Source organism: Acinetobacter seohaensis (genome assembly GCF_056431365.1).
In genome coordinates this window covers 81776-106528 of the sequence record NZ_JBWKMK010000029.1, presented here as the reverse complement: position 1 = coordinate 106528, position 24753 = coordinate 81776, and the positions used below count along the sequence as shown (strand labels likewise).

The following is a 24753-nucleotide window of genomic DNA, read 5'->3' as shown; positions in this document are numbered from 1 at the left end:
CTAAAGCATCACGTTATTAATCAACTGAGGAATTGTTCATGAGCCAAATCGTTGACATTCGTGCACGTGAAATTTTGGACTCTCGTGGTAACCCAACCATCGAAGCAGACGTAATCTTAGCATCTGGCGTAGTTGGCCGTGCATGTGCACCATCAGGTGCTTCAACTGGTTCTCGTGAAGCTCTAGAACTTCGTGATGGCGATAAAGCACGTTACTTGGGTAAAGGCGTTAAAACTGCGGTAAATAACGTCAATACTTTAATTCGTGATGCTTTACTTGGTAAGTCTGTGTTTGAACAAAAAGACATCGACAACACTATGATTGCGCTTGATGGTACTGAAAACAAAGAAAAATTAGGTGCTAACGCAACTTTAGCCGTGTCTTTGGCTGCTGCGCGCGCTGCTGCTGATGAAAAGAAAATTCCTCTTTTCCAATACATCGCAGACCTTCGTAACAACAGCATTTTAACCATGCCTGTACCAATGATGAACATCTTAAATGGTGGTTCACACGCAGACAACAACGTTGATATTCAAGAGTTCATGATTGAGCCAGTGGGCTTTACTTCATTCTCTGAAGCATTACGTGCTGGTGCAGAAATTTTCCACTCATTAAAATCTGTATTGAATCAAAAAGGTTTAAACACAGCAGTGGGTGATGAAGGTGGTTTTGCGCCAAACTTACGTTCTAACGAAGAAGCAATCACAGTTATTCTTGAAGCTATTGAGAAGACTGGCTACAAAGCGGGTTCTGACATCATGTTGGCGCTTGACTGTGCATCTTCAGAATTCTACAAAAATGGTCAGTACATTCTTGCAGGTGAAGGCAACAAAGCATTCACAAGCAACCAATTCTCTGACTATTTAGCTGGTCTTGTAAATCAATATCCAATTATCTCAATTGAAGATGGTTTAGATGAGTCTGATTGGGAAGGTTGGTCTTACCTCACTTCGATCTTAGGTGACAAGATTCAATTGGTCGGTGATGACTTGTTCGTTACTAACCCGAAAATCTTACAACGCGGTATCGATGAAAAAGTAGGTAACTCAATCCTGATCAAGTACAACCAAATTGGTACTTTGACTGAAACGCTTGATGCAATTTACCTTGCGAAAGCCAATGGTTACACAACTGTTATTTCACACCGTTCAGGTGAAACTGAAGATTCTACAATTGCGGATCTTGCAGTAGGTACAGCAGCAGGTCAAATCAAGACTGGTTCACTGTGCCGTTCTGACCGTGTAGCAAAATATAACCAATTACTTCGTATTGAAGAATTGACGAATGCTGCATATCGCGGTAAAGCTGAGTTCAAAGGTTTGAACTAAGCGAAATCAGTAGATGTCATTATTAAATGTATTTGACTCCAAAGCGAGTAAAGCATTGTTGGGCCTTGCGATCTTTTTGATCGCAGGGTTTCAATATTTACACTGGTTTGGTGAAGGTGGTTATCGTGACCATGCTGCACTGACAGAAAAAATCCAACAACAAATAGAATTAAATACAGAGCTGAAGGAGCGCAATCGTGTACTTGCAGCAGAAGTTTATGATTTAAAAAATGGGGTAGAAGCCATTGAAGAGCATGCCCGTTTAGATTTAGGCTTAATTAAGCCACATGAAACCTTTGTGCAAATGAGCACCATCAGCACACAATATAAACCAATTTATATTCAACCGAATTCCACAGTAGATTTACGCACCAATGAATCACAACAACTTGCAGCAGCAACCGCCCCGACACCCTAAACTTTGGGCGGTTATTCCCGCAGCGGGTTCTGGTAGTCGTTTTTCTAGAACTGAACTTAAACAATATCAGTATATTCAAGATCAAACAGTCTTAGCGCACAGCATCGCACGTTTAAATCACTTGCCTTTAGCGGGTTATGTTTTGGCGATTGGTCAAGCAGATGATGTAGCGCAAAACCTAAACTTGGCACAAAAAGAAAAAGCACATTTTTGCGTAGGTGGTGCAGAGCGAGTGGATTCAGTCTTAAATGCACTGCATTATTTATCTGAAATCGCCCATGCAGATGACTGGGTTTTGGTGCATGATGCAGCGCGTCCTTGTGTGACAGCTGCTTGCCTTGAACAGTTGTATCAGACTGCACTGGCAACAGATCAAAGTGCAATTTTGGCTATTCCAGTGCGTGATACTTTAAAAAAGGTAAGCCAAGGCACAAAAATTGAAACCACGGTAAGCCGTGACCAACTTTGGCAAGCGCAAACTCCGCAAATTGCTAAACTTGATGTGCTTAAAACAGCCATTGAATCTGCATTAAAACAGCAATTGACGATTACCGATGAGGCCAGTGCTTTAGAAGCAGCAGGGCAAATTGTAAATGTTGTGCACGGTCGTTCGGATAATATTAAAATCACCTATCCCGATGATTTAGAGCTGGCACGTTTAATTTTAGCCTCACAACAACATGGATGATAAAAATCTAGTGTAATTAACACCGCGTTAAACTTGAATCTTCAACGATTAAGCTTTAATGATTCACTCTGTGCCGCTTTGCTTCTATAATTGTCCATCCTGTCTATTTTAAATACCTTTGAGTCGCATGAATCCATCGCAGCAGTATCGTTTTTTACGTCACTCATTACGTGATGGTAGAAGCATTAAAAATGATTCCTCACGCTGGACTAAATTACATTTAGATCCATGGTTGCTGTGTTTTCTGATTTTAAATGCGATTCTGGGTTTAATGGTGGTATATAGTGCCACCGCGCAAGATATGGGGATGGTGCTGCGTCAAGCAACCAGTTTTGGCATTGGTTTTATCGCCATGATTATTTTGGCGCAAATTCCGCCTAAGGTATATCAAGCTGCCAGTCCATATTTTTATATCTTTGCAGTCATCATGCTGGCTTTGGTTTTGGTCATTGGTGAAACCCGTATGGGGGCAAAACGCTGGATCAGCTTGCCGGGTATTGGCAGTATGCAACCCAGTGAATTTATGAAATTTGCCATGCCATTGATGATGGCGTGGTATTTTTCGCGTCGTGCTTTCCCGCCTAAATTGATCCATATCATTGTCGCTTTAGTGATTATGATGATTCCTTTTGTCTTGGTGGCATTGCAACCCGATTTAAACATTGGTTTGATTATTCCCGGTGTCTTTGCGCTATTTTTAAGTGGCATGTCATGGCGATTAATATTGGGGGCAATCACCGCATTGGCTGTTGCAGCACCGTTGCTTTGGATGTTCTTTTTGCAGGAATACCAAAAGAAAAGGGTACTCACCTTATTTGACCCAGAGTCGGACGCCTTGGGGGCAGGCTGGAATATTATTCAATCCAAAATTGCCATTGGGTCAGGCGGTTTTACAGGTAAAGGTTATTTAGAGGGAACACAATCGCATTTGGGTTATCTGCCTGAACATCATACTGACTTTATTATGTCGACCTATGCCGAAGAGTTTGGTTTTATTGGCGTGTTTTTACTGTTCAGTTTGTTTGCCGCGATTATTTTACGTTGTTTGATGATTGGGATGAATTGTTTCCATAATTTCGGGCGTTTGTATGCAGGCACGGTTGGTCTTACTTTCTTTTTCTTTGTATTTCTAAACTCAGGGATGGTGAGTGGTATTTTACCTGTAACGGGTGATCCATTGCCACTTATGAGTTATGGTGGAACGGCAGTCATTTCCATGTTGGCGAGCATGGGGATTGTGATGTCTATTCATACCCATCGTTAATTCAGAATCCATGTGAAAGGTGATGTGGGTGCAAGTTGCTATCATCATCTTTTTCACATTTTGTGGCTCTAAAATAGCCTAAGCAAAACAGGATAAGCACAAAAAAATCTCTATAATATCCAATAAATTTACTTTGTTTATTAAGCAATAATTCAAAAAGAACAGCGTAGCAGTAACACATACAGAGCACCCTATGACCCATTTAATTTTTATTGCACTTTTTCCTTTGATTGCCTTAATTGCAATGGGTTATCTGCTTAAGCAATCACGTATGCTGGATGAGCCATTTTGGAAGGGTGCAGAAAAGTTAAATTACTATATTTTGTTCCCCAGCATGTTGTTTTTAAACCTCGCCACAGCAAATATTGAAGCGAAATCAATTGCACAGATTTTGTCGGTCGTAGGGATTGTTGTGGCTTTGGTTGGTTGTCTGTTATATGCCTTTCGCGGCTATTTCAAAACACCCGCAGTCCGTTTTGGGGTGTATATGCAAAGCATGGTACGTTTCAATACGTATATCGGTTTGGCTTTGGTCGCAGCATTGTTTCAGGTGCAGGGCATGGCGCTGTTTGCGATTATTTTGGTGTTCTGCATTCCATTGGTGAATGTTTTATCTGTGCTGGCTTTAAGCGATACTAAGACTTTACAGGCAAAGCAAATCCTATGGTCATTAATGAAAAATCCATTAATTTTAGGGTGTATTGTTGGCGGTCTATTTAATTTATCAGGTTTGAGCTTGTGGGAAGGTGCAGCGCATTTTATTCGTCAAATAGCGTTATGCAGTTTGCCTTTGGGATTAATGTGTGTGGGCGCAGCATTACAATTTAATGGCTTGCAACGAGATGTATTCGCATTGGCATTGAATGTGTTCGGGCGTTTGTTATTTATGCCTGCTTTGGCTTGGCTAATTTGTCAGAGCTTAAATGTTCCAGTGTTGGAGTCGCAAATTTTAGTCTTGTTTTTTGCTTTACCTACTGCATCGGCAGCTTATGTACTTACACAAGTTTTAGGGGGAGATAGTCGTTTAATGGCTTCAATTATTAGCTTGCAAACCGTATTCGCCGCATTAACTTTGCCAATTGTGTTGTGGTTGCTCATTTAATCTGTCTAATACAATCTATTGTTCAGCATTAATCGTATAAACGATAGATGCCCGCAAAGCGTTCACAACCTTTTTGTTTGGTTTGAATTTTTAAGATTGCTTTAGAATAATTAAACTCATAACTGCAATCGTGCTCATTGTCGATGATTTTGTTTTTTTGATCAGGTGTTGTATAAGCTAAAAAGGCAATACTTTGGCTTTCAAGGCGGTTATTTGGATTGCGATAAGCAATACCTTCAATTTTAATGCTGTTTTTATTGAGTTGATGAATTTGTAAATGTACGGGTTGTGCAGCAAATTGACCATTTTCATATTTTAAATAATGTTGAGTCATGCTTTGATTCATTGAAGTGAAAAAATTCAGTTGATCAATTCTAAAATCAAATTGCTGAGTATAACAATTTAAGCTTTTGCATTGCTGTAAGCGTTGGATCCACAATTGCTGAGTATCTTCTAACAAGCGAATAGGCGCATCACTCATCAAATAAGCTGTTAAATGTTGATCACTTAATTTTTCACGCAATTCTGAGAAATTTTCTGTGCACACCTGCGCCAACTTTTTATTGGGTGTAGATCTACAATCAATCCCTTGTGCATAAGAGAAAGATGAATATAAACAGCCAAATAACAGCAGTGTACTTAAGTTTTTGATAAGATGAATCTCAGATTTCAACAGCATGATCGCTTATACTTTCACTATGTTGCGCTAGGTCTAATATAGCGAAATCGAAAGTATGAATACAAGATTTCAATGATTTATTTCTACAGGAGTTGAACATGGTTGCACAGATTCGTATTGGACAAGGATTAGATGTTCATGCCTTTGAAGCGGGAGATTTTGTGACGCTTGCAGGTGTTCAAATTCCTCATACACAAGGTTTAAAAGCACACTCAGATGGTGATGTAGTGCTGCATGCACTATGCGATGCATTATTAGGTGCTTTGGCGCTGGGGGATATTGGGCAGCATTTTCCAGATACCGATCCAAATTATAAAGGTGCAGATAGTCGGGTATTGCTTAAACAGGTTTATCAACTCATTTTAGACCGTGGCTATAAACTGAATAACGCCGATATTACTGTGGCGTGCGAACGTCCTAAACTTGCACCGCATACGCTAGAAATGCGCCAAAGTGTCGCTGATGTATTGGATGTAGAGGTCACACAAATCAGTATCAAAGCGACAACCACTGAAAAATTAGGTTTTACTGGGCGTCAGGAAGGTATTTTAGCAACAGCGATTGTATTGATTTCTCATACAAAATAATCGCGTTAGAATTTTATCTATACAATCTGCTGAATTAAGAAAGTTCAGCAGATTCTAAAGCTTGTTGTAAATCTTGCGTGGCTTTACGACCTTGTAATTGCAAAGAAACGGCGTGAATTAAGCCTGTCCAAGTTTCATTGGGTTTCCAGATATCATGTAAAAAGTCTTGAGCCGTTGCAATATCCACATCCATAAAATATTGACGATACAAATACATTAAACTACTGACGTGGTTGTTATTGCTGCAATGTACCCACACCATTTGGCTTTCTAATAAATGATTGACCAAATCGAGCAATAATAAACATTGATCAGAGGATGGTGTTTCCCATGAAATTGGCAGTTGAATATAGTTTAGTCCAACATCCAGACAAATTTTGTCTTCATGGGGAAGGGCGTGTTCCGCATCACTTTCAGCCAAATTAATGACAGTGCCAATACCATATTCTTTAATTTGTTTTAATTCTTCAGCCGTAGGCTGACCTGAAGAAAACAAACGCTCATGAATGAACTGGAAATTTTTAATTTGGCTAAGTTGGGTTTCAATGTCATTCATGCGCGCAGAATTTCCTATGCTACAAATAGAAACGCCATCATGAAGATGGCGTTTTTAAATCTTAACGATTCACTAAAACGTCTTTTAATGCTTCATGCATTTCAAGCAATGCTTTTTCAGTGGTATCCCAGTCGATACAACCGTCAGTCACAGACTTACCATACTCTAAATCGCATAAGTTTTCAGGAATATCTTGACGACCACCTTTCAAGTGACTTTCGACCATAATCCCAACAATAGACTTATTGCCATCTAAAATTTGCTCAGTGATATTTTTTAATACCAATGGCTGTAAGAATGGGTCTTTGTTTGAGTTAGCATGGCTGGTGTCAATCATGATTTTGGTGCTGACTTTGGCTTTGTTTAATGCATTTTCAGCATCTGCAACAGAGCCTGCATCGTAGTTAGGCTTGCCATTACCACCACGTAAAACCACGTGTGCATACGGGTTACCGCTAGTACGAATTACTGAAACCTGACCTTGATCATTAAGACCTAAGAAGCTGTGACCGTGTTTTACCGATTGCATGGCATTGGTAGCAACTGTTAAGCCGCCATCTGTACCATTTTTAAAGCCGACTGGAGAAGAAAGACCAGATGACATTTCGCGGTGCGTTTGGCTTTCTGTAGTGCGTGCACCAATTGCAGACCAAGAAATTAAATCTTGATAATACTGCGGAGAGTTTGGATCAAGTGCTTCAGTCGCACATGGCAAACCTTTTTCATTTAACTCAAGTAAAAGTTTACGACCAAGACGCAAGCCTTTTTCAATGTTAAAAGAGTCATTCATGTCTGGATCGTTAATTAAGCCTTTCCAGCCCACTGTAGTACGTGGTTTTTCAAAATAAACACGCATCACAATATAAAGAGAATCTTTTACTTTTTCGCTTAATACTTTTAAACGATCTGCATATTCATGTGCAGCAGCAGGGTCATGAATAGAACATGGACCAATCACCACAAATAGACGCTTGTCTTTACCATCTAAAATATTGCGGATTGTTTCACGACCACGAAGAACGGTTTGATAAGCATTTTCAGTCAAAGGTAACTCAGTTTTTAATTCTGCAGGAGTCACGAGTGGCTGAATACTTTCAATATTCACGTCATCGATGTCTGATTGTGTAAGAGGATTAGACTGTAAAGTATTCATTGCCGTCACTGGTTTGATCATACAAAAGATTGTTTAATAGTCTGAATATAACATGAATTTCACTGTATTTTGTTATAAAAAGATGAATACTTCTTTAAAAAATAAGTGATGAATCGGGTAGATAAATTAAACGGTCTGTTTTAGCAAAATCCTGTCAGATAAAGCATTCATTATTGGCTGGCTTGTGCCTCAGAAACTGCTGTTGCAGTTTCTGGTGTGCTGATAGGTTTTGATTTCACAGGATTGACCATAAAGTTAATCCCGATAATAAATAAGGTAATACCTAAAACTTTACGAATCACTTTTTCAGGTAAACGTGAACTGACTAAAGTTCCCACCACAATTGCAGGAATCGAGCCAACCAACAACCAAACCAATAGGTGAAAGTCGACATTGCCTGAACTCATGTGACCTAAGCCTGCAACTAGGGTAAGTAAGACGGCATGCACGACATCTGAACCGATAATACGAATCATCGGTAGATTCGGGAACATCAGCACCAATGCCATGATGCCAAAAGCACCTGCACCCACTGAAGAAAGTGTGACAAATACACCCAGTACAACTCCCATAATTACAATGAGGGCACGCTTATCTGCAGCCTGTAGTTTGACCTTTTCAAGGTCTTGGGTCATATCGGGCAATTCTTGTTTACGGTATTTATTAAAAAACGTTTCAATTTGACTGCGAAACACAATTGAGATGCCAGTTAAGGTCAACATAAAGCCCAGTACCACGGTCAGTACCATTTTGTAATGGGTAGATTGGCTTAAATAATTCTCTAAAACCCAGTGGGTCGCAAATGAAGCAGGGATACTGCCCACCGCAAGCCAAATGACAATGGGCCATACAATATTCATTTTTTTGGCATGAACCAATGAGCCGCAGAATTTTGAAATGGCGGCATAAAGTAGGTCTGTTCCAATTGCGATATGCGGTTCAATTTTAAACAAGCTGATCAGAATGGGAGTCATCAGTGAACCGCCACCTACGCCAGTCACACCCACGCAGAAGCCGACCAATACACCTGCCAAAATAAACTCTAAAGGACCAACCATGAAGATATGCCGAAGTCGAAAATCGTGAATATATTATGACTTTTAGCAATAAGCTGTTGTCTTGATTAATGATTTACTTATTCTTAAAACAGATATAGTCAATGTGGAAAATCAGTGCAAAAGATCGCAGATTCAAGCCACGGCTTACTTTCTGTTTCTTACAAAATACAGTGGCTATGCTAAAATGCGAAAATTCATATCCATTAAAATTTAGAGGACAAAACGCTTGCAAAATCGGAAACTTAAAATAGGTATCGTTGTGGGAGAAGTATCGGGTGATACTTTGGGGGCACAACTCATGCGACGTTTTCGTGAGCAAGGCATTGATGCTGAGTTTGAAGGCATTGGTGGTCCGCAAATGATTGCGGAAGGGTTTAAAAGTTATTATCCGATGGATATTTTATCGGTAATGGGCATTGTTGAAGTGCTGAAAGATTTGAAAAAACTCTTTGCAGTACGGGATGGTTTGGTCGAAAAGTGGAGCCAACATCCTGTTGATGTCTTTGTTGGGGTTGATGCACCCGATTTTAATTTACGTCTTGCCAAAAGTTTAAAACAGAAAAACTTGCCGATTAAAACCGTGCAATATGTCAGTCCTTCGGTATGGGCATGGCGACAAGGTCGGGTACATGGCATTAAAGCCAGTATAGATTTGGTACTGTGTTTATTTCCGTTTGAAAAAGCCTTTTTTAAAAAATGGGATGTGCCTGCAGCCTTTGTCGGACATCCTTTGGCGAGTCAGTTGCCGTTGGAAAATCCAATTGCTGCAGCAAAACAAGAATTGGGTTTAGACCAACAGCAACAATATATTGCGTTATTACCCGGTAGTCGACGTGGTGAAATTGAGCGTTTAGGGCCGTTAGTTTTAGATGCGGCTTATATTTTGACGCAAAAATATCCGCAGTTTAAGTTTCTAATTCCTGCAATTAATGATGCACGTAAACAACAAATTGAAGCGTTACTGCAGTCTTATCCGAGTGCATTACAAGACAAAGTGCAATTGATGGAAAATCGTGGCACAGAATCCAAAATTGGTCGTCAGGTAATGAATGCGTCCGATATGATTGCACTGGCTTCAGGCACGGCGACGTTAGAAGCGATGCTATTACATCGTCCAATGGTTACGTTTTATAAGCTCAATCGCATTACGTACTGGATTGCGAAACTGTTGGTGAAAATTCCTTATTATTCATTGCCAAATATTATTGCAGGTAAAAAGGTGATTCAGGAATTAATTCAGGATGATGCAACACCAGAGCGTTTGGCAGCAGAAATTGAAAAGTTAATTTATATCGAAACTGCACAAATTCAAGTGATGCAACATATCACTATGCATAAGCAATTATTGTCCGATAACAGCGAAGACCCTGCACAAGCAATTTTGGCGATTTTAGATCGTTAAACTGTTCATTTCGTGATTGCATTGTTGTTTTGAAACTGCTGCCGATACTGGCTAGGTGTTAGCTCGAATTGCTTTTTAAAAGTTTAGCTAAAGGCGGTTTCGGAAGAATAACCGACACGATGGGCAATTTGTTGAATCGACAATTGTCCTTGCTGTAAATAATGCGATGCCAAGCGTAGCCGATGTTGTTGTAAGTATGCCAAAGGCGGCTCACCAATCACCTGATTAAACAAATTGGCAAATTTAGAACGTGACATGCAACATTGTTCTGCCAAACTTTCTACCGTCCATGCTTTTTCGGGTTGACCATGAATAGCTGCGAGCGCATTGGAAAGTTCAGGATGTGCCAAAGCGCCGAGCCAGTTATTTGAGTCATCAAGCTGAAAAATATAATCACGCACACATTCAATCAGTAAAATACTGACCAAGTGATCTAATATTTTATCCCGTCCCGGTCGGATTTGATGACTTTCCACCGCTAAAAATTGCAAGCCAATTTGTAACCACTCGGGCGCTGTGCTGCACATGATATGCGGAATATGCAGATATTCGGGTAGGGCACTTAAAAGCGGTTTTGCCATGGTGGTGTCCATGTGGCATTGAATCACCAAAATAAATGCGTCTTCAGCTTGTGTGTGATTTATCGTGCCAAAATTTATTGACTGCTGTGACTGAATTTGAAATAAATCCGAAATATCAAAGTGTTCTGTCCAGTGAGTGTCTGCAGTTGCACTTGCGTAATGACTGCAACCCGATGGAATCAGGACAATATCACCTGCATCAATGTGAAGGTGTGTCTGTGCAGATAAATGGATATGCAGCGAGCCTTGTAGTACTACATAAGCCAGCATTGCCCCTTGGTCACGATATTGAAATGACCAATCTCCTTGAGGATTTAAATAGATATATTCTGATTGGTGCAGATGTATATCATCAAAAATTTTACTTAAAGCATCCATATTTTAAGCATAAATCATTATAAAAAATAAACCTGTGATTTCAGGACAATATAGCGCATTTTTGCGCCAAAGACTTTTGCATAGCTTTTTTGGACGTCTGCAACTGTTCATTCTCGTGTCTTTCCTCAAATATATAGGTAGAACAGCGTAGAAGGAAGAAAATAAGATGAACGCACCACTTCATTTGCTTAAAGAGATGGAACAGGATGTTCCTTATAAAAGCGCGGCTCAACTCGATAAAAAGCGTTATTTATGGTTGATCAGCCCATTTTTACCTGTATTGGGGATGGGGATTTTGGCGGGTTATCAATTCGCTCCGAAGCCTGTGAAAAAAGTTTTTGCTCTAGGTGGCCCTTTATTATTGCATGTGATTATTCCAACAATTGATACTTTAATTGGTCAAGATGCCAATAACCCAAGCAATGAAGATGTGAAACGACTTGAGGAAGATCGGTATTATTCGCGTTTGGTGAAAAGTTTTATTCCTTTGCAATATGCCGCCAATATTTATGCAGCTTATTTGGTTGGACGGCCACAAACCTCGTTAGTCGATAAAATTTTTCTGGGTATTTCCATGGGGATGGTGAATGGTATTGCTGTCAATACTGCGCATGAACTCAGCCATAAATCTTCAAAAATAGATCACTTACTGTCACATTTGGCTTTAGCACCAACAGGATATAACCATTTTCGGGTTGAGCATCCGTATGGGCATCATAAACGTGCTGCGACACCTGAAGACCCTGCATCTTCACGTATGGGAGAAACATTTTATGAGTTTTGGCCCCGCACGGTAAAAGGTTCGTTTAAGTCTGCACTGCAAATTGAAACTCAGCGTTTAAAACGTAAAGGCAAAAGTTTTTGGTCGAAAGACAATGAATTATTACAAGGCTGGGGCATGAGTGCGGCATTTCATGCTGCATTGTTGGCGCGTTTTGGTACTGGGATCATTCCGTATTTGGCGACACAGGCTTTTTATGGCATTAGCCTGTTTGAAATAATTAATTATATAGAACATTATGGCTTGCTTAGACAAAAAGATGCGCATGGCAAATATGAGCGCACTATGCCTGAACACAGCTGGAATAATAACAATATTGTGACCAATTTGTTTTTGTATCAATTACAACGTCATTCCGATCATCATGCTTATCCAACCCGACCATTTCAGGCTTTGCGACATTTTGATGAAGCGCCTGAATTACCAAGCGGTTATGCCAGCATGTTGCTGCCTGCCATGATTCCACCTTTGTGGTTTAAAATTATGGATAAACGTGTATTTGAACATTATCAAGGCAATTTAAACAAAGCCAATATTCAGCCTAAACGCCGTGCACGAATTTTTAAGAAATTTGGTGTGGTGGATAATTGATTGAATTATTAAAATTATTTTTTAATATTCATTTTGATATTTCTTTTGTATATATCTTTCAAAGGAAAGATTGAGATGTATACCAGATGTCTATTTTCACTCATCTTACTATGAATTGACTTCATCTCATTTTGGCGCATAATAAAGTTATATATTTATATAATATTGAGGTGGGTATGATTCATACAAACTTGAGAAAAGTAGGTGGTTCGGTCATGCTTGCCGTACCGCCTACATTATTAAAAAGTTTAGGTTTAGATGCGGGAAAGGAAGTTTCTCTGAGCATTGTGAATGGTAAGTTAGTGGTCGAACCTAAAGCGAAGCTATCTTATAAATTGGCTGACTTGCTGCAAGAGCATCAAGCTTTAGCATTAGAGCAAGATGCGTGGCATGATGTAAAAGCAGTTGGGCGAGAAGAAATCTAATGAATCAAGGCGATATTTATTTGATTTCATTAGATCCAACACTTGGACATGAACAACAAGGTAAGCGACCTGTATTTGTTATTTCACCTAAGTCATTTAATCTTATTACTAAAATGCCGATTGTTTTGCCTATTACTTCTGGTGGAAACTTTGCACGAAATATGGGTTTCGCTGTAGAGCTTATTGGTGGGAAAACTACAGGTATTGTGCGTTGTGATCAACCTAGAGCTTTAGATTTTGAAGCTAGACACGCGCGGTTTTTAGAATCCTCGCACGCAGATGTTTTGGATGAGGTTTTAGCAAGATATATCGCAATTTTTTCACCTGAAGATTAATTTATATAGAAAAAGACAGAAATTTATAGCAATATTTCTATGAAAATCTGTCTTTTATCTTACTTTACTATATGCCTTAAATCATAAAATCACTTGAGCTCACTCGAACTTTTACCTAATTCACGACGGGCAATAATCAATAGCTGAATCTGTTGCGTACCTTCAAAAATATCTAAAATTTTCGAATCACGTGCCCATTTTTCCAATAACTCATCTTCGTTATAACCCACCGATGCAGCTAACTCGACACACCTGAGCGTGATTTCATTACACACGCGACCAGCTTTGGCTTTGGAAATAGAAGCTTCGCGTGAGTTAGGCTGTTTATTGTCTGCCATCCATGCTGCTTTGAGCATCAATAAACGTGCGGCTTCCCATTCTGCTTCCATCCGATAAGTCTGTGCTGCGATATGTGAACACTGTAAATAGGGCGTGGCATAATTTGCATCTAATTGGTCTTTAAAAATTTCCTTAATCCGCTCTAAAGCGGCTTTGGCACAACCAACGGCCATAGCTGCCACCAAAGGGCGAGTGTTATCAAAGGTTTCCATCACACCTGCAAACCCTTTGGCAACATCAATTTCTGCATTGCCTAAAAGGTTGCTCGCAGGAACACGGCAATTTTCAAATCGAATTGTTGCTGTGTCCGAGGCTTTAATCCCTAGTTTATGTTCTAAGCGTTCCACGGTCATGCCAGGTGTGCCCTTAGTCACAACAAAGGATTTGATCGCAGCACGTCCCAGTTTTTTGTCTAAGGTTGCCCACACAACAACGGCATCGGCGCGGTCACCAGAGGTCACAAAAATCTTTTCACCATTTAAAATATATTCATTGTCTACTTTGGTGGCAGTGGTACGAATAGCCGCAGAGTCAGAACCACAGTTGGGTTCGGTAATTGCCATGGCTGCCCAAACACCATTAAAGCGTTGTAATTGTTCTTCATTGGCCACCGCAGCAATCGCAGAATTACCTAAACCTTGGCGTGGCATACTGAGTAATAAACCTGTATCGCCATAACACATTTCGACAATACTCAGTGCGGTAGACATATTTACGCCATTTTTGTTACCTGTAGATGTGTCACCATGTTTGTTGACTGCTGCACCTGCATTCATGCCATCGCCCGCTTGGTTCATACCATCAACTAAGGCGGCAAGCATGTCTAATTCTTTCGGGTAGGCGTGTTCGGCTTTATCATATTTCCTTGAAATGGGACGTAATACATTTAAAGCAACTTCATGTGCCTGATCGACCAACATTTTGAATTTTTTTGGATTTTGTAAATTCATGGATGTATTCCTTATTTTTCTAGCTGGCTATCGTTTATTGATGGTGTGAGATTAAGCATGCAAGCCTGAATGCATAATTGCAGTCGCACGTAAATCACGATACCAACGCTCTACAGGATGTTCTTTGGTAAAGCCATGACCACCTAAAATTTGCACGCCATTGGTGGCAATTTGCATAGATTTTTCTGCACAGAGCAGACGTGCTAAATATGCTTCTCGATGAAAGTTTTTACCCGATTCGGCAAGACTCGCTGCATTCAGCAACAGCATGCGCATGGCTTCAATTTCAATGGCCATATCTGCAATCATAAAAGCCACACTTTGACGATGTGAAATTGGTTCGCCAAATGCAGTGCGCTCATTGGCATAGCGAATACAATAACTTTTCACTGCTTCACAGCAACCAACTGCCATGGCGCACCACATGAGATTGCCTAAATCTAAAAATGCGCTGTAATCGAAATCATCTGTGCCTAAACGCTCCGCAGGGGTTTGATTAAACTTTAAAGTCGCCGTTTCGCAGGCTTTTAAGCCCATTGCAGGCGCTGCTTTAAATTGAATAGAAGCATCACGTTGCACAATGAACACATCGGCTTGACCATTTAGCTCTGCACTAACCAAAAATAAATCTGCTGTTTCGGCCAAAATCACCAGCGTTTTTTCACCTGTAATTAGGTACTGTCCATTTTGCAAAGTCGCTTTGGTTTTTAGCTGATACGGATTAAACGCAGCAGTATTTTCCTGAATCGCAAAAGTGGCTTGAAGTGGCGTTGGATGGTTCGCGTCTGTTTCGGAAAACGCAGATAAATACTGATTTTGAACCTGTTCTGAATCCCAGCGAGTTATGGCATTCATTACGCCAAATGTGGAAAGTAATCCTGCGGTTAAGCCAAAGTCACCACGTGCCAATTGTTCGGCAATTAAAATATGGCTGACAATATTTTGTTCAGTGGCAACACCGCCTAAAGCTTCGGGCAGAGCATAGGTGTTCAAACCTAAATCTGTGCTGTATTGCCATAATACTTGTGGGAATTTCGCATCATGATCTGCCTGATGTGCCAATGGATAGATCACTTCTGTAGCAAATTGCTGCATGGCATCGACCAGCATTTGCTGTTCTTCACTCAATGACAAATCAAATAAATCTTTGGATTGACGTGTCAGTCGTTGTTGCGGTAATTTTTGTGTGCTTTTAAAATTTTTTTGAGTGGTTTCAAAGGTTTTAAAACCTGCTTTGGCTGAGTGATATAGAGATTGTTCAACCCATTTGCGTAATTTGAATTGATCGAGCAGATCACTCGATGCCATTTTAGTGAGTAGCGCTAAGCCGAATCCTTGGGCTTTGTTTATCATTTGACTCATGATTGTGTTGTCCTACACAGAGAATGCTTGTTTTTTATGCTGACATGCAGACTATAAAAAAACTATGTCATTGCTGACATGCAGAATTGTCAAAGATAAACGGTAAAAATTTTCTTATAACTGGACTAATCTGTGGATTTTTATAGATTATTAATTTTATAGAAATCTACGCTTTTAAAATAAATTGACCTAAATGACAATTGCATCGAGTGGGCAACAATCATTTAGGTCTATATAACAGCTTTGATCAAAGAAATAAAAGTTGGGACTTAAATAAACTTTTGAATCATTTTGCGGACATTGGTTTTCGCATCAATCACGGTCATAAAGGTGTAGGCACCAATAAATTTACGGCTAATAAACATAAATTCTTTAGGCGGCACACTAAAGTAACGCGAAGCCATCGATTTAGATGCTTGTTGCATGACACGGCTATGCAGCTGACTTTTTTTCCAGTCATAGCGCGATTGTTCATCCATCACGCCTGCAGGTAAATCGCGGTTATTGTCTAAGTGACTAAAGGCTTCGGTTGCCAATAGAAACACTTTTGCCATGTCAGGTTTAATGCTTTCAGGGATGCTGTCAAAAAACTCATAACCCGTCATGGCATTCACCATCATTTGTGGGTCGTGGTAATAACCCGCCTTGATCAAATTACGCGCCACAGTCAGCAAGTGTTGATCAAATTGACGAATAGCACCAAAGTCGAGCAGTACAATTTTATCGTGAATATCTTCACCATTACCTAAGCGAACTAAGTAGTTGCCAAAGTTCGGGTCAGTCTGCATTTCGCCCCATTCAAATACTTCACGCACAGCAATTTCTAAAGAGGCTTCGCCTAATTGGTTACGGCGTTCTTGAGGTAATGAGAGCATGACAGGGCTGTTAATCGGTACGCCACGTTCAAAGGTCATACACAGCACTTGGTCGCTACAGTATTCATCCACAATTTGCGGCACAATGTAGCGCGGATCATCTTTTAAACGGGCAGCAAAACGACGTGTCGTTTCCGCTTCAATTTGATAGTTGACTTCACGATGCATCATTTCACGCACTTCATCAAACCACTGATCAAATTCACGGGTTTGCGGCACCATGCGTGTCAATTTGAGCATATTTCTAAATAGGCTCATGTCTGAGTCAATCGCATCTGCTACGCCTGGATATTGGATTTTTAATACCAACTCCAAACCATCCGACTTGCGGGTCGCGCGGTGAACTTGAGCCAAAGAGGCTGTACCTAATGGCTCATGATCAATGGTGAGATCATCAAGTTTGGCACCTAACTGTGCCTGTAATTGCTGTTTAATTGCAGGCCATGCCAATGCGACAGTCTGGTTATTCAGCGTGTTGAGTGCTTGCGTAATTTCTTCAGGTAAAAAATGTTCGCCGTACAGCGCCATCATTTGCCCAATCTTCACGATAGAGCCTTTGAGTTTGCCAATTTCAGCCACCAAGTAATCGGCTTGTTCTTTCATGGCTTTTTTTCGTTTACGTTCTTTTTCTTCTTCGCTTGAAAACATAGAGGTGGCATTCGAGGCTGCCCATCGTGTTCCTGCAAGTAAAGATGCCTTTGCGATGGATAAGCGTCGATCCATAGAGGAAGTCTTGAGTTGTTTAAGCTTATCGTTCTGATCTGACATTAAAATCAATCCTTAAATCAGCAATACGCAGGAAAATTAGATTGTAACGGATATTAGCGCGTCTTAACGTATTAAAAAAGTTCAACTTGCTGAACGACGAGTTTCCTCGTGAAAAAAGTATGAAAAACGGCTTAAAAGTACTTTTACATCCGATATTGCACTTTGGTTTCGGCTTTTTTCATCAATTGCGCTTTGTTGTCTTGGATAAATTTGAGAATCATCAATTTTACAGAATCGTGTAAAAAACCATGCGCATATCCCTTAACAATAATCACGCTGGGCAAACTAAAAAATAGATATTTGGCATCATCTAATGACGAATTTTCAAAAATGCCGTTTTCAATCAAAATTTGCTGAAAAAATTGTTTTTCAATCAAGACTGCTTCGGAGTGGTTGTCGTTCCAATAGCTTTGGCGCATGGCCATCAAATTATTGTGTTTGTAGCTCATAAGGCTGAAAGTTTCATCTATAAAATGAGTAATTCAATTATTGGGATATTGTCACATTTTTCAATGATTGTTGTGCATTTATCATAGACTGAATCATAAAAAGCAGGGGATTGACTATATGCTTTTTAACCTGAATCTTGTAGCATCAATGCAGCAATTTGGGTTTTGTAAAATTATAAAATATTGAAAATTTACCGCGCTTTAAAAACAGACTGCGCTCAGGGGAAAATATGAAAGTTTGGATATTTACACTATTGGGGATGCTGACTTTGGGTACAGCTCAAGTTTGGGCGAATGGCGTTTCACAAGGCTATACGCAATGTATGAACAATAGTTATGGCAAAATTTCCCAATCGCAAAAATGTATTAAAACTGAGCAAAAAGCACAAACCAAACGACTCAAAAAACACTATAAAGCCTATGTAAAACGCAGCGCAGGCAATGCCAGTAATATTCAACAACAGCATCAACTTTGGGAAAACCGTGTAAAACAACGCTGTTATTTATCGACTCAAAGCGATTTTGCCGCATTACAACGTGCACAATGTGTTTTGCTGCAAACAGCAGAGCGCGCTGATTATTATCAAGGTCAGTTTGTGGGAATCAAATAAGTAAAACCATAGTAAATAAATTACTTGGAAACTGCTTAAACATTATAAAACCGAGCAAAACAAGGTATCATAAGGCGTTTTAAAATTTGACCTTGGAGCGCCTTAAGTGGATCGACCGACAATTAGCCCTGAACATTTGCAGGAAGCTGCTGAAAACCTATCAACAATTCGTGATTTTATTCGCTTTGGGGTTACAGCACTACGTCAATACGATGCACATTTAGGTCAAGGTACAGAAGATTATTTTGCAGAAAGTTCTGCATTGGTGTTACAAACTTTGTCTTTAGACTGGAATGCAGACGCTGAAATTTTAGATGCAAAATTATTGCCGAGCGAAGCAGCTGAATTTTTAAGCTTGCTCGAACGCCGTATCAATGAAAAAGTACCAACTTCTTACTTATTAAACTTGGCGTATTTCTTCGGAAAACCATTTTATGTAGATGAGCGTGTTCTAATTCCACGTTCACCTATTGCCGAGCTAATTGAAAATCGTTTTGCGCCATATTGCCTAGATGAAGAAGGTCAAATGCGCGAAGCAGATAACAATTTACCAGCCAATGCTGCGCCTAAAACCCCACAACGTATTTTGGATATGTGCACGGGTTCAGGTTGTATTGCGATTGCTTTGGCTTATGCTTTTCCAGATGCTGAAGTCGATGCAACTGACATTTCAAAAGATGCTTTGGAAGTCGCACAAATTAACTGTGAACATCACAACAAACAATACCAAGTGGCGTTGCTTGAGTCTGATTTATTCGCCAAAATCCCAGCCGAAAATCAGTATGATTTAATCGTATCTAACCCGCCGTATGTTGATGCGGAAGATATGGCAGATTTACCTGAAGAATTCCATCATGAGCCAGAATTGGCATTGGCAGCAGGGCAAGACGGCTTAGATTTAGTCCGTAAAATGTTGGCGCAGGCGGCAGATTACTTAACTGAAGATGGTCTGATTGTGATTGAAGTAGGTAATTCTGAATGGGCGATGAAACAGAATTTCAACACGGTTGATTTGCACTGGTTAAAATTCCAAAAAGGTGGTTCAGGTATTTTTGCATTGACTGCAGCACAATGCCGTGAATATCGCGATTTATTTATTCAATCTGTTCAAGCATAAGGAGTCGTTGGACGTGGCAGGTAATAGTATAGGGCAACTTTTCCGTGTAACGACTTGTGGTGAATCTCATGGGGTAGGTCTGATGGCGATTGTCGATGGCGTGCCACCGGGGATTGAACTGTCCGCAGAAGATTTACAAAAAGATTTAGATCGCCGTAAACCGGGTACGTCTAAGTTCGCGACACAGCGCAAAGAACCCGATGAAGTTGAAATTATTTCAGGTGTTTTTGAAGGTAAAACCACTGGAACTTCAATTGGTTTACTGATTCGTAATACTGACCAAAAATCGAAAGACTACGGTAATATTGCACAGACTTTCCGCCCTGGGCATGCAGATTATACCTATACGCAAAAGTATGGTTTCCGCGATTATCGTGGTGGTGGACGTTCAAGCGCACGTGAAACAGCAATGCGCGTTGCAGCAGGTGCAATTGCAAAAAAATACCTGTTCGAAAAATTTGGAATTGTGATTCGTGGTCACGTCACTCAAATTGGTACAGAAAAAGCTGAAAAGCTAGATTGGAACGAAGTACCAAACAATCCATTTTTCTGTGGCGATGCCGATGCTGTACCACGTTTTGAAGCTTTGGTAACGTCTTTGCGTGAACAGGGTACAAGCTGTGGTGCAAAACTGGAAATTGTGGCTGAAAAAGTTCCTGTGGGTTGGGGCGAACCTGTTTTTGATCGTTTAGATGCCGATATTGCCCATGCCATGATGTCTATCAATGCTGTGAAAGGCGTTGAAATTGGAGATGGTTTTGCAGTGGCAGCGCAGTTTGGGCATGAAACCCGTGACGAACTGACCACTGACGGCTTTTTGGCGAACCATGCAGGCGGTATTTTAGGCGGTATTTCTAGTGGTCAAGATATTCGTGTTGCGATTGCTTTAAAACCAACAGCCAGTATTACCACGCCAGGCAAAACCATTAATTTAAACCGTGAAGATACAGACGTACTGACCAAAGGACGCCATGATCCTTGCGTAGGTGTGCGTGCAACGCCAATTGCAGAAGCTATGCTTGCGATTGTATTGATGGATCATTTCATGCGTCATCGTGCGCAAAATGCCGATGTGGTTGCACCGTTTGCACCCATTGAGCCAAAATAACAATATGCTTTAAGCAAGACGTATTGTCATCGATAGTTATAAAAATATTGTTGAGAAAGAAGCCAAACCACAGCGTTTGGCTTTTTAATACCTGAATTTTGAGATTAGTTCATCTTTTAGATTGTGCGTTTTAAAATTTTGTACGCTGTTTTTTATAATGAAGATGCAAGGAATGATCTGCGGCTCCTAAAATTAGGCCAATAAAAAAGAGCGCATATCGCGCTCTTTTTAAGGAACTTATTTACACTTCATTAAAGGAACCAAGTGTAATAACCCCAAATCATCAATGGCCAAGCCACAAATGGGCTAAATAACCATTTCCAAAACCAGAAGCGTGGAATAAAACCAACACCGTGTACAAAGCCACCTGAAATACCAATCATAATAAACATCATGGCACGGTGGCTATATTCACCGTTGGCATCCAGCATTGCTGCTGGATGAAGAAGCAGAACGGCTGCGAGTGGGAATGCCAATAAACATGAAATAACCATCGCAATCTTGTTCGGTTTTTGAACTGTTGTTTCAGCGTTCACTGCAGTGTCTGTCATCTAATTATTCCTCGTCAAGGTCTTGATGAGATTCAATATACAGGGCACTCAAGACACCTGCAAAGCATGCCATCAGAATACCGAGAATCCATGCAAAGTACCACATAATTTATTCTCCTTAGACACAGCCTTAGTAAAGGCTGTGTGAATTCTCTTTAATGTGCTTGTTGGTGATAACGCCCCACATTTTGTAGTAACACCAAGTGGTGTATAGCAAAATAATTGGTACGAAGATACATGCTGCAACAGTCATTACAGTTAATGTGTTTTTACTTGATACCGCATCCCACATGGTCAAGCTTGCAACTGGGTTGAGGCTTGATGGCATTAAGAATGGGAACAATGCAAAACCTGCAGTTAAAATCGCACCGATCACCGCTAAAGATGAACCTGTGAAACTTAAACCAGCTTTGTTTTTACCTGCTGCAAGAATAATCAAAATACCGCCCAAGATGCCCATAATTGGTGCAATCATGGTAATAGGGTACGCTGAGTAGTTATTCATCCAGCCTGGGTTTGCATTGGTTAAAACTTCTTTAGCCAATGGGTTTGCTACGCCATTCGTGTCGTATGGAGTGACTAGGGTATAACCTTCGATACCACCGAAGTATAACCATGCGCCTGCACCTAAGAAACACACAAGGAACACAATACCCATGATTTGCGTTGCTTTTGCAGAGCGTGCACGTAAGTCACCATCGGTACGCAGCATTAACCATGCACCACCATGCGCACAAAGCATAGACAAGCTGACTAAACCACAAACTAAAGCAAATGGGTTTAATAATGCAAAGAAGCTGCCTGTATATGTTGAACGTACAGTTTCGTCTAGGGTAAATGGTACGCCAAGGAACATATTACCAAACGCAACACCGAATACTAATGCAGGAACTGCACCACCTACAGCCAAACCCCAGTCCCAAGATGTACGCCATTTGGTGTTTTCAAGTTTTGAACGGTAGTCAAAACCAACTGGGCGCAGGAATAGGGCAAACAGAACTAAGAGCAGTGCCCAATACATGCCTGAGAATGCTGTTGCATATACCATTGGCCAAGCAGCAAATAACGCGCCACCCGCTGTAATGAACCAAACCTGGTTACCATCCCAGTGCGGTGCAATCGTGTTGATTGCAGCACGGCGTTCTTCGTCATTTTTACCTACAAATGGCATGATCGCCATTGAGCCCATGTCGAAGCCATCGGTGAGGGCAAAGCCAATGAGTAATACACCCACTAACACCCACCAAATGATTTTGAGTAATTCATATTCGATCATGCTTAAGCCTCCTCATTGGCTTTTTTCGCAGCTTCAATTTTCTCGAAGTGGTATTTACCAGTATGAAGCGAGCTTGGGCCTAGACGTGAGAATTTGATCATCAAGTACATTTCAATAATCAGCAAAACGGTATAGAACGCTGCCAATGCAATGATTGAGCCCCATACGTCGCCAGTGCTGAGTGAAGATGCAGACAAGTGTGTTGGAAGTACTTCACCAATTGTCCATGGTTGACGACCAACTTCTGCGACATACCAACCTGTTTGCGCTGCAATCCAAGGTAATGGTAATGAGAATAACGCAAATTTTAATAACCAAGGTTTACTTTCTGCGTTGCGTTTAGCCACTGCAAAAGTTGCAAGTGCGAATAACAACAGCATTAAGAAACCAGAAGCTACCATGGCACGGAATGCCCAGAACAAACTTGGTACGTGTGGAATAGTATCCGCAGCAGCCATTTTAATTTGTTCGTCAGTCGCATCTACTACGTTTGGCGTGTATTTTTTCAACAATAAACCATAACCCAAATCGGTTTGAGTTTGCTCAAATGCAGCTTTAAGTTCAGGAGATTGGTCGCCCGCACGTAATTGCTCAAGTTGTTGATAAGCAACCATACCGTTACGAATACGAACTTCGTGGTTTGCGATCAGGTCTTTAATACCAGTCACTTCTTCGGTGATAGAACGCGTTGCAATAATCCCCATGACATAAGGAATTTTAACTGCGTAATCTGTCGTTTGCGTTTCTTTGTTTGGAATACCAAATAAAGTGAACGCTGCAGGAGCAGGGTGAGTATCCCATTCTGCTTCAATTGCTGCGAGTTTGGTTTTTTGAACATCACCTAATTCATAACCTGATTCATCACCAAGTAGAATTACAGATAAAGTAGAAGCTAAACCGAAAATTGCTGCAATAGCGAATGAACGACGCGCAAATGGCAAGTCTTGCTTTTTCAATAAGTAATAACTTGAAATCGCTAAAACGAAAATAGCACCCGTTACATAACCTGCAGAAACAGTGTGTACGAATTTAACTTGCGCAACAGGGTTAAAAATTAACGCCCCGAAGTCAACCAATTCCATACGCATGGTTTCGTAGTTAAAGGTAGAACCCACTGGGTTTTGCATCCAGCCGTTGGCAACTAAAATCCAGAGAGCGGACATATTAGAACCAAGCGCAACCAGCCACGTTACACATAAGTGCTGCACTTTGGAGAGGCGATCCCATCCAAAGAAGAATAAACCAATGAAGGTCGATTCTAAGAAGAAGGCCATTAAACCTTCAATTGCGAGTGGTGCACCAAAGATATCACCCACGTAGTGTGAGTAATACGCCCAGTTTGTACCAAACTGGAACTCCATGGTTAAACCAGTGGTTACCCCTAAGGCAAAGTTAATACCGAAGAGTTTTCCCCAGAATTTGGTCATGTCTTTATAAATTTCTTTACCAGAAATCACATACGTGGTTTCCATAATGGCAAGAATAAAAGCCAGACCTAAAGTCAGTGGAACAAAAATAAAGTGATACATCGCGGTCATTGCGAATTGGAACCGCGAGAGATCGACCACGCTTTCAGAAATCATCAACGTGTCTCCTTGATTGAGGAAGGACTGCCAGCAATACGCTCAGCAACTTGTGAATCAAAATTTTGAGGAATAGTTGGGGCATCAAACCAAATATTTTTGATGACCATTAACAGCACGACCTTAATTATTAAAATGATCGTGAGTTCACGAACTACTTTTCTATTTAAATCTTTAGGAACTAAGCTCACTTTTATAAGCCTATTTTTTAAACTGTGTTTTATATTATTAAACAAAAACATACAAAAAAAAATAGCTGGCACAGTTAAAATGAAAATATATTGTTAACTTATTATAAATCAGTGGTTTGTTTTTGTGTTTTGCTGATAATAAACGGGAGAAATTAGTATTTTTTAAACTTGACAGGAACACTTGTAATTAATAATTCCAAATCTGACTAAAATACTTATATTTTAAAAAAGCAAATCTGACTAAATT

Annotated in this window: 26 protein-coding genes and 1 pseudogene; 13 read left to right on the top strand and 14 right to left on the bottom strand. The window is 40.4% G+C overall.

What is annotated here, in order from left to right; all coding sequences use genetic code 11:
* The first annotated feature begins 38 nt into the window (after nucleotides 1-38).
* The 5 genes from eno (at nucleotide 39) to AC07E5_RS04975 (ending at nucleotide 4800) form a co-directional block, all read left to right on the top strand.
* Nucleotides 39-1328 carry a phosphopyruvate hydratase gene (gene eno / locus AC07E5_RS04995; protein WP_004973347.1) on the top strand — a complete coding sequence of 430 codons (1290 nt, stop codon included), beginning with the start codon at nucleotides 39-41 and terminating at the stop codon, nucleotides 1326-1328.
* Between the two features lie 13 nt (nucleotides 1329-1341).
* Nucleotides 1342-1746 (top strand): septum formation initiator family protein, encoded by a 405-nt coding sequence (locus AC07E5_RS04990; RefSeq protein ID WP_004973349.1) that lies wholly within the window; start codon nucleotides 1342-1344, stop codon nucleotides 1744-1746.
* Nucleotides 1703-2434 (top strand): 2-C-methyl-D-erythritol 4-phosphate cytidylyltransferase, encoded by a 732-nt coding sequence (gene ispD / locus AC07E5_RS04985; protein WP_004973351.1) that lies wholly within the window; start codon nucleotides 1703-1705, stop codon nucleotides 2432-2434. The genes AC07E5_RS04990 and ispD overlap by 44 nt, the downstream gene beginning before the upstream one ends.
* Before the next feature lie 127 nt (nucleotides 2435-2561).
* Nucleotides 2562-3698: a rod shape-determining protein RodA gene (rodA, locus tag AC07E5_RS04980; protein ID WP_096900860.1), complete on the top strand. Its 1137-nt coding sequence runs from the start codon at nucleotides 2562-2564 to the stop codon at nucleotides 3696-3698.
* 193 nt (nucleotides 3699-3891) lie between these two features.
* The gene (locus AC07E5_RS04975) at nucleotides 3892-4800 is read left to right on the top strand and encodes an AEC family transporter (protein WP_104852077.1); all 909 of its coding nucleotides are present in this window, start codon (nucleotides 3892-3894) and stop codon (nucleotides 4798-4800) included.
* Between the two features lie 28 nt (nucleotides 4801-4828).
* On the opposite strand, the gene AC07E5_RS04970 is transcribed toward AC07E5_RS04975, so the two are convergent.
* Nucleotides 4829-5479 carry an A1S_1983 family putative colistin resistance protein gene (locus AC07E5_RS04970; protein WP_004973366.1) on the bottom strand — a complete coding sequence of 217 codons (651 nt, stop codon included), beginning with the start codon at nucleotides 5477-5479 and terminating at the stop codon, nucleotides 4829-4831.
* A gap of 98 nt (nucleotides 5480-5577) precedes the next feature.
* Between AC07E5_RS04970 and ispF the strand changes: the two genes are divergently transcribed.
* On the top strand, nucleotides 5578-6066 hold the full coding sequence (gene ispF / locus AC07E5_RS04965) for a 2-C-methyl-D-erythritol 2,4-cyclodiphosphate synthase (RefSeq protein WP_004973369.1): 489 nt from the start codon (nucleotides 5578-5580) through the stop codon (nucleotides 6064-6066).
* A 34-nt stretch (nucleotides 6067-6100) separates the two neighbouring features.
* Here the strand turns inward: ispF and AC07E5_RS04960 are convergent, their stop codons facing one another.
* The 3 genes from AC07E5_RS04960 to AC07E5_RS04950 all read right to left on the bottom strand — a co-directional run bounded on the left by AC07E5_RS04960 (nucleotide 6101) and on the right by AC07E5_RS04950 (nucleotide 8833).
* Entirely contained in the window at nucleotides 6101-6622 is a 522-nt protein-coding gene (locus tag AC07E5_RS04960; RefSeq protein ID WP_004973370.1) for a protein tyrosine phosphatase family protein, read from the bottom strand.
* 61 nt (nucleotides 6623-6683) lie between these two features.
* Nucleotides 6684-7775, bottom strand: a complete 1092-nt coding sequence (locus tag AC07E5_RS04955; RefSeq protein WP_042068745.1) for a 3-deoxy-7-phosphoheptulonate synthase — start codon at nucleotides 7773-7775, stop codon at nucleotides 6684-6686.
* Nucleotides 7776-7945: 170 nt separating this feature from the next.
* Entirely contained in the window at nucleotides 7946-8833 is an 888-nt protein-coding gene (locus tag AC07E5_RS04950) for a sulfite exporter TauE/SafE family protein (RefSeq protein ID WP_104852074.1), read from the bottom strand.
* 226 nt (nucleotides 8834-9059) lie between these two features.
* On the opposite strand from AC07E5_RS04950, the gene lpxB reads away from it, so the two are divergent.
* Entirely contained in the window at nucleotides 9060-10235 is a 1176-nt protein-coding gene (gene lpxB / locus AC07E5_RS04945; RefSeq protein ID WP_498624806.1) for a lipid-A-disaccharide synthase, read from the top strand.
* Between the two features lie 86 nt (nucleotides 10236-10321).
* On the opposite strand, the pseudogene AC07E5_RS04940 reads toward lpxB, so the two are convergent.
* A pseudogene (locus AC07E5_RS04940) lies at nucleotides 10322-11194 on the bottom strand (AraC family transcriptional regulator); the annotation flags it as partial.
* A gap of 166 nt (nucleotides 11195-11360) precedes the next feature.
* Between AC07E5_RS04940 and AC07E5_RS04935 the strand changes: the two are divergent.
* The 3 genes from AC07E5_RS04935 to AC07E5_RS04925 all read left to right on the top strand — a co-directional run bounded on the left by AC07E5_RS04935 (nucleotide 11361) and on the right by AC07E5_RS04925 (nucleotide 13326).
* Nucleotides 11361-12566 (top strand): alkane 1-monooxygenase, encoded by a 1206-nt coding sequence (locus AC07E5_RS04935; RefSeq protein WP_096900854.1) that lies wholly within the window; start codon nucleotides 11361-11363, stop codon nucleotides 12564-12566.
* 176 nt (nucleotides 12567-12742) lie between these two features.
* The gene (locus AC07E5_RS04930) at nucleotides 12743-12991 is read left to right on the top strand and encodes an AbrB/MazE/SpoVT family DNA-binding domain-containing protein (protein ID WP_498624804.1); all 249 of its coding nucleotides are present in this window, start codon (nucleotides 12743-12745) and stop codon (nucleotides 12989-12991) included.
* Nucleotides 12991-13326 carry a type II toxin-antitoxin system PemK/MazF family toxin gene (locus AC07E5_RS04925; protein WP_004973384.1) on the top strand — a complete coding sequence of 112 codons (336 nt, stop codon included), beginning with the start codon at nucleotides 12991-12993 and terminating at the stop codon, nucleotides 13324-13326. Before AC07E5_RS04930 ends, AC07E5_RS04925 begins: the two co-directional genes overlap by 1 nt.
* An 89-nt stretch (nucleotides 13327-13415) precedes the next feature.
* On the opposite strand, the gene AC07E5_RS04920 is transcribed toward AC07E5_RS04925, so the two are convergent.
* The 4 genes from AC07E5_RS04920 to AC07E5_RS04905 form a co-directional block, all read right to left on the bottom strand.
* On the bottom strand, nucleotides 13416-14615 hold the full coding sequence (locus tag AC07E5_RS04920; RefSeq protein WP_498624802.1) for an acyl-CoA dehydrogenase family protein: 1200 nt from the start codon (nucleotides 14613-14615) through the stop codon (nucleotides 13416-13418).
* Nucleotides 14616-14666: 51 nt separating this feature from the next.
* Nucleotides 14667-15977, bottom strand: a complete 1311-nt coding sequence (locus tag AC07E5_RS04915) for an acyl-CoA dehydrogenase family protein (RefSeq protein ID WP_498624801.1) — start codon at nucleotides 15975-15977, stop codon at nucleotides 14667-14669.
* 269 nt (nucleotides 15978-16246) lie between these two features.
* Complete coding sequence (locus AC07E5_RS04910; RefSeq protein ID WP_004973390.1) at nucleotides 16247-17620, bottom strand: ABC1 kinase family protein; 1374 nt, start codon at nucleotides 17618-17620, stop codon at nucleotides 16247-16249.
* Nucleotides 17621-17763: 143 nt separating this feature from the next.
* Entirely contained in the window at nucleotides 17764-18069 is a 306-nt protein-coding gene (locus tag AC07E5_RS04905) for a hypothetical protein (protein ID WP_154320717.1), read from the bottom strand.
* Nucleotides 18070-18299: 230 nt separating this feature from the next.
* On the opposite strand from AC07E5_RS04905, the gene AC07E5_RS04900 reads away from it, so the two are divergent.
* The 3 genes from AC07E5_RS04900 to aroC all read left to right on the top strand — a co-directional run bounded on the left by AC07E5_RS04900 (nucleotide 18300) and on the right by aroC (nucleotide 20905).
* The gene (locus AC07E5_RS04900; RefSeq protein ID WP_004973395.1) at nucleotides 18300-18680 is read left to right on the top strand and encodes a lysozyme inhibitor LprI family protein; all 381 of its coding nucleotides are present in this window, start codon (nucleotides 18300-18302) and stop codon (nucleotides 18678-18680) included.
* Nucleotides 18681-18786: 106 nt separating this feature from the next.
* Complete coding sequence (gene prmB, locus AC07E5_RS04895) at nucleotides 18787-19797, top strand: 50S ribosomal protein L3 N(5)-glutamine methyltransferase (RefSeq protein WP_178318690.1); 1011 nt, start codon at nucleotides 18787-18789, stop codon at nucleotides 19795-19797.
* A 13-nt stretch (nucleotides 19798-19810) separates the two neighbouring features.
* Nucleotides 19811-20905: a chorismate synthase gene (gene aroC / locus AC07E5_RS04890; protein WP_004973401.1), complete on the top strand. Its 1095-nt coding sequence runs from the start codon at nucleotides 19811-19813 to the stop codon at nucleotides 20903-20905.
* Between the two features lie 251 nt (nucleotides 20906-21156).
* Here the strand turns inward: aroC and AC07E5_RS04885 are convergent, their stop codons facing one another.
* Genes AC07E5_RS04885 through cydP form a run of 5 tightly spaced genes read right to left on the bottom strand, consistent with a single transcriptional unit; the run spans nucleotide 21157 to nucleotide 24506 of the window.
* Entirely contained in the window at nucleotides 21157-21456 is a 300-nt protein-coding gene (locus AC07E5_RS04885) for a cyd operon YbgE family protein (RefSeq protein ID WP_004973403.1), read from the bottom strand.
* 4 nt (nucleotides 21457-21460) lie between these two features.
* Nucleotides 21461-21562 (bottom strand): cytochrome bd-I oxidase subunit CydX, encoded by a 102-nt coding sequence (gene cydX, locus AC07E5_RS04880; RefSeq protein WP_004860610.1) that lies wholly within the window; start codon nucleotides 21560-21562, stop codon nucleotides 21461-21463.
* A 24-nt stretch (nucleotides 21563-21586) separates the two neighbouring features.
* Nucleotides 21587-22732, bottom strand: a complete 1146-nt coding sequence (gene cydB / locus AC07E5_RS04875) for a cytochrome d ubiquinol oxidase subunit II (protein WP_004973405.1) — start codon at nucleotides 22730-22732, stop codon at nucleotides 21587-21589.
* A gap of 2 nt (nucleotides 22733-22734) precedes the next feature.
* Nucleotides 22735-24315, bottom strand: coding sequence for a cytochrome ubiquinol oxidase subunit I (locus AC07E5_RS04870; RefSeq protein ID WP_178867410.1), 1581 nt, complete (start codon nucleotides 24313-24315; stop codon nucleotides 22735-22737).
* A complete protein-coding gene (gene cydP / locus AC07E5_RS04865; RefSeq protein ID WP_070155611.1) occupies nucleotides 24315-24506 on the bottom strand; it encodes a cytochrome oxidase putative small subunit CydP in 192 nt (63 codons plus the stop codon). The genes AC07E5_RS04870 and cydP overlap by 1 nt, the downstream gene beginning before the upstream one ends.
* Between the last annotated feature and the right edge of the window lie 247 nt (nucleotides 24507-24753).

Bases quoted from the DNA above. Each gene is read 5' to 3' on its own strand.
- AC07E5_RS04955 (WP_042068745.1), bottom strand. From the start codon at position 7,775: ATGAATACTTTACAGTCTAATCCTCTTACACAATCAGACATCGATGAC.
- AC07E5_RS04905 (WP_154320717.1), bottom strand. From the start codon at position 18,069: ATGAGCTACAAACACAATAATTTGATGGCCATGCGCCAAAGCTATTGG.
- eno (WP_004973347.1), top strand. From the start codon at position 39: ATGAGCCAAATCGTTGACATTCGTGCACGTGAAATTTTGGACTCTCGT.
- AC07E5_RS04970 (WP_004973366.1), bottom strand. From the start codon at position 5,479: ATGCTGTTGAAATCTGAGATTCATCTTATCAAAAACTTAAGTACACTG.
- AC07E5_RS04930 (WP_498624804.1), top strand. From the start codon at position 12,743: ATGATTCATACAAACTTGAGAAAAGTAGGTGGTTCGGTCATGCTTGCC.
- AC07E5_RS04990 (WP_004973349.1), top strand. From the start codon at position 1,342: ATGTCATTATTAAATGTATTTGACTCCAAAGCGAGTAAAGCATTGTTG.
- AC07E5_RS04920 (WP_498624802.1), bottom strand. From the start codon at position 14,615: ATGAATTTACAAAATCCAAAAAAATTCAAAATGTTGGTCGATCAGGCA.
- cydB (WP_004973405.1), bottom strand. From the start codon at position 22,732: ATGATCGAATATGAATTACTCAAAATCATTTGGTGGGTGTTAGTGGGT.
- cydX (WP_004860610.1), bottom strand. From the start codon at position 21,562: ATGTGGTACTTTGCATGGATTCTCGGTATTCTGATGGCATGCTTTGCA.
- AC07E5_RS04975 (WP_104852077.1), top strand. From the start codon at position 3,892: ATGACCCATTTAATTTTTATTGCACTTTTTCCTTTGATTGCCTTAATT.
- AC07E5_RS04950 (WP_104852074.1), bottom strand. From the start codon at position 8,833: ATGGTTGGTCCTTTAGAGTTTATTTTGGCAGGTGTATTGGTCGGCTTC.
- AC07E5_RS04870 (WP_178867410.1), bottom strand. From the start codon at position 24,315: ATGATTTCTGAAAGCGTGGTCGATCTCTCGCGGTTCCAATTCGCAATG.
- AC07E5_RS04925 (WP_004973384.1), top strand. From the start codon at position 12,991: ATGAATCAAGGCGATATTTATTTGATTTCATTAGATCCAACACTTGGA.
- ispD (WP_004973351.1), top strand. From the start codon at position 1,703: ATGAATCACAACAACTTGCAGCAGCAACCGCCCCGACACCCTAAACTT.
- AC07E5_RS04935 (WP_096900854.1), top strand. From the start codon at position 11,361: ATGAACGCACCACTTCATTTGCTTAAAGAGATGGAACAGGATGTTCCT.
- AC07E5_RS04960 (WP_004973370.1), bottom strand. From the start codon at position 6,622: ATGAATGACATTGAAACCCAACTTAGCCAAATTAAAAATTTCCAGTTC.
- ispF (WP_004973369.1), top strand. From the start codon at position 5,578: ATGGTTGCACAGATTCGTATTGGACAAGGATTAGATGTTCATGCCTTT.
- rodA (WP_096900860.1), top strand. From the start codon at position 2,562: ATGAATCCATCGCAGCAGTATCGTTTTTTACGTCACTCATTACGTGAT.
- AC07E5_RS04885 (WP_004973403.1), bottom strand. From the start codon at position 21,456: ATGACAGACACTGCAGTGAACGCTGAAACAACAGTTCAAAAACCGAAC.
- AC07E5_RS04910 (WP_004973390.1), bottom strand. From the start codon at position 17,620: ATGTCAGATCAGAACGATAAGCTTAAACAACTCAAGACTTCCTCTATG.
- AC07E5_RS04900 (WP_004973395.1), top strand. From the start codon at position 18,300: ATGAAAGTTTGGATATTTACACTATTGGGGATGCTGACTTTGGGTACA.
- AC07E5_RS04915 (WP_498624801.1), bottom strand. From the start codon at position 15,977: ATGAGTCAAATGATAAACAAAGCCCAAGGATTCGGCTTAGCGCTACTC.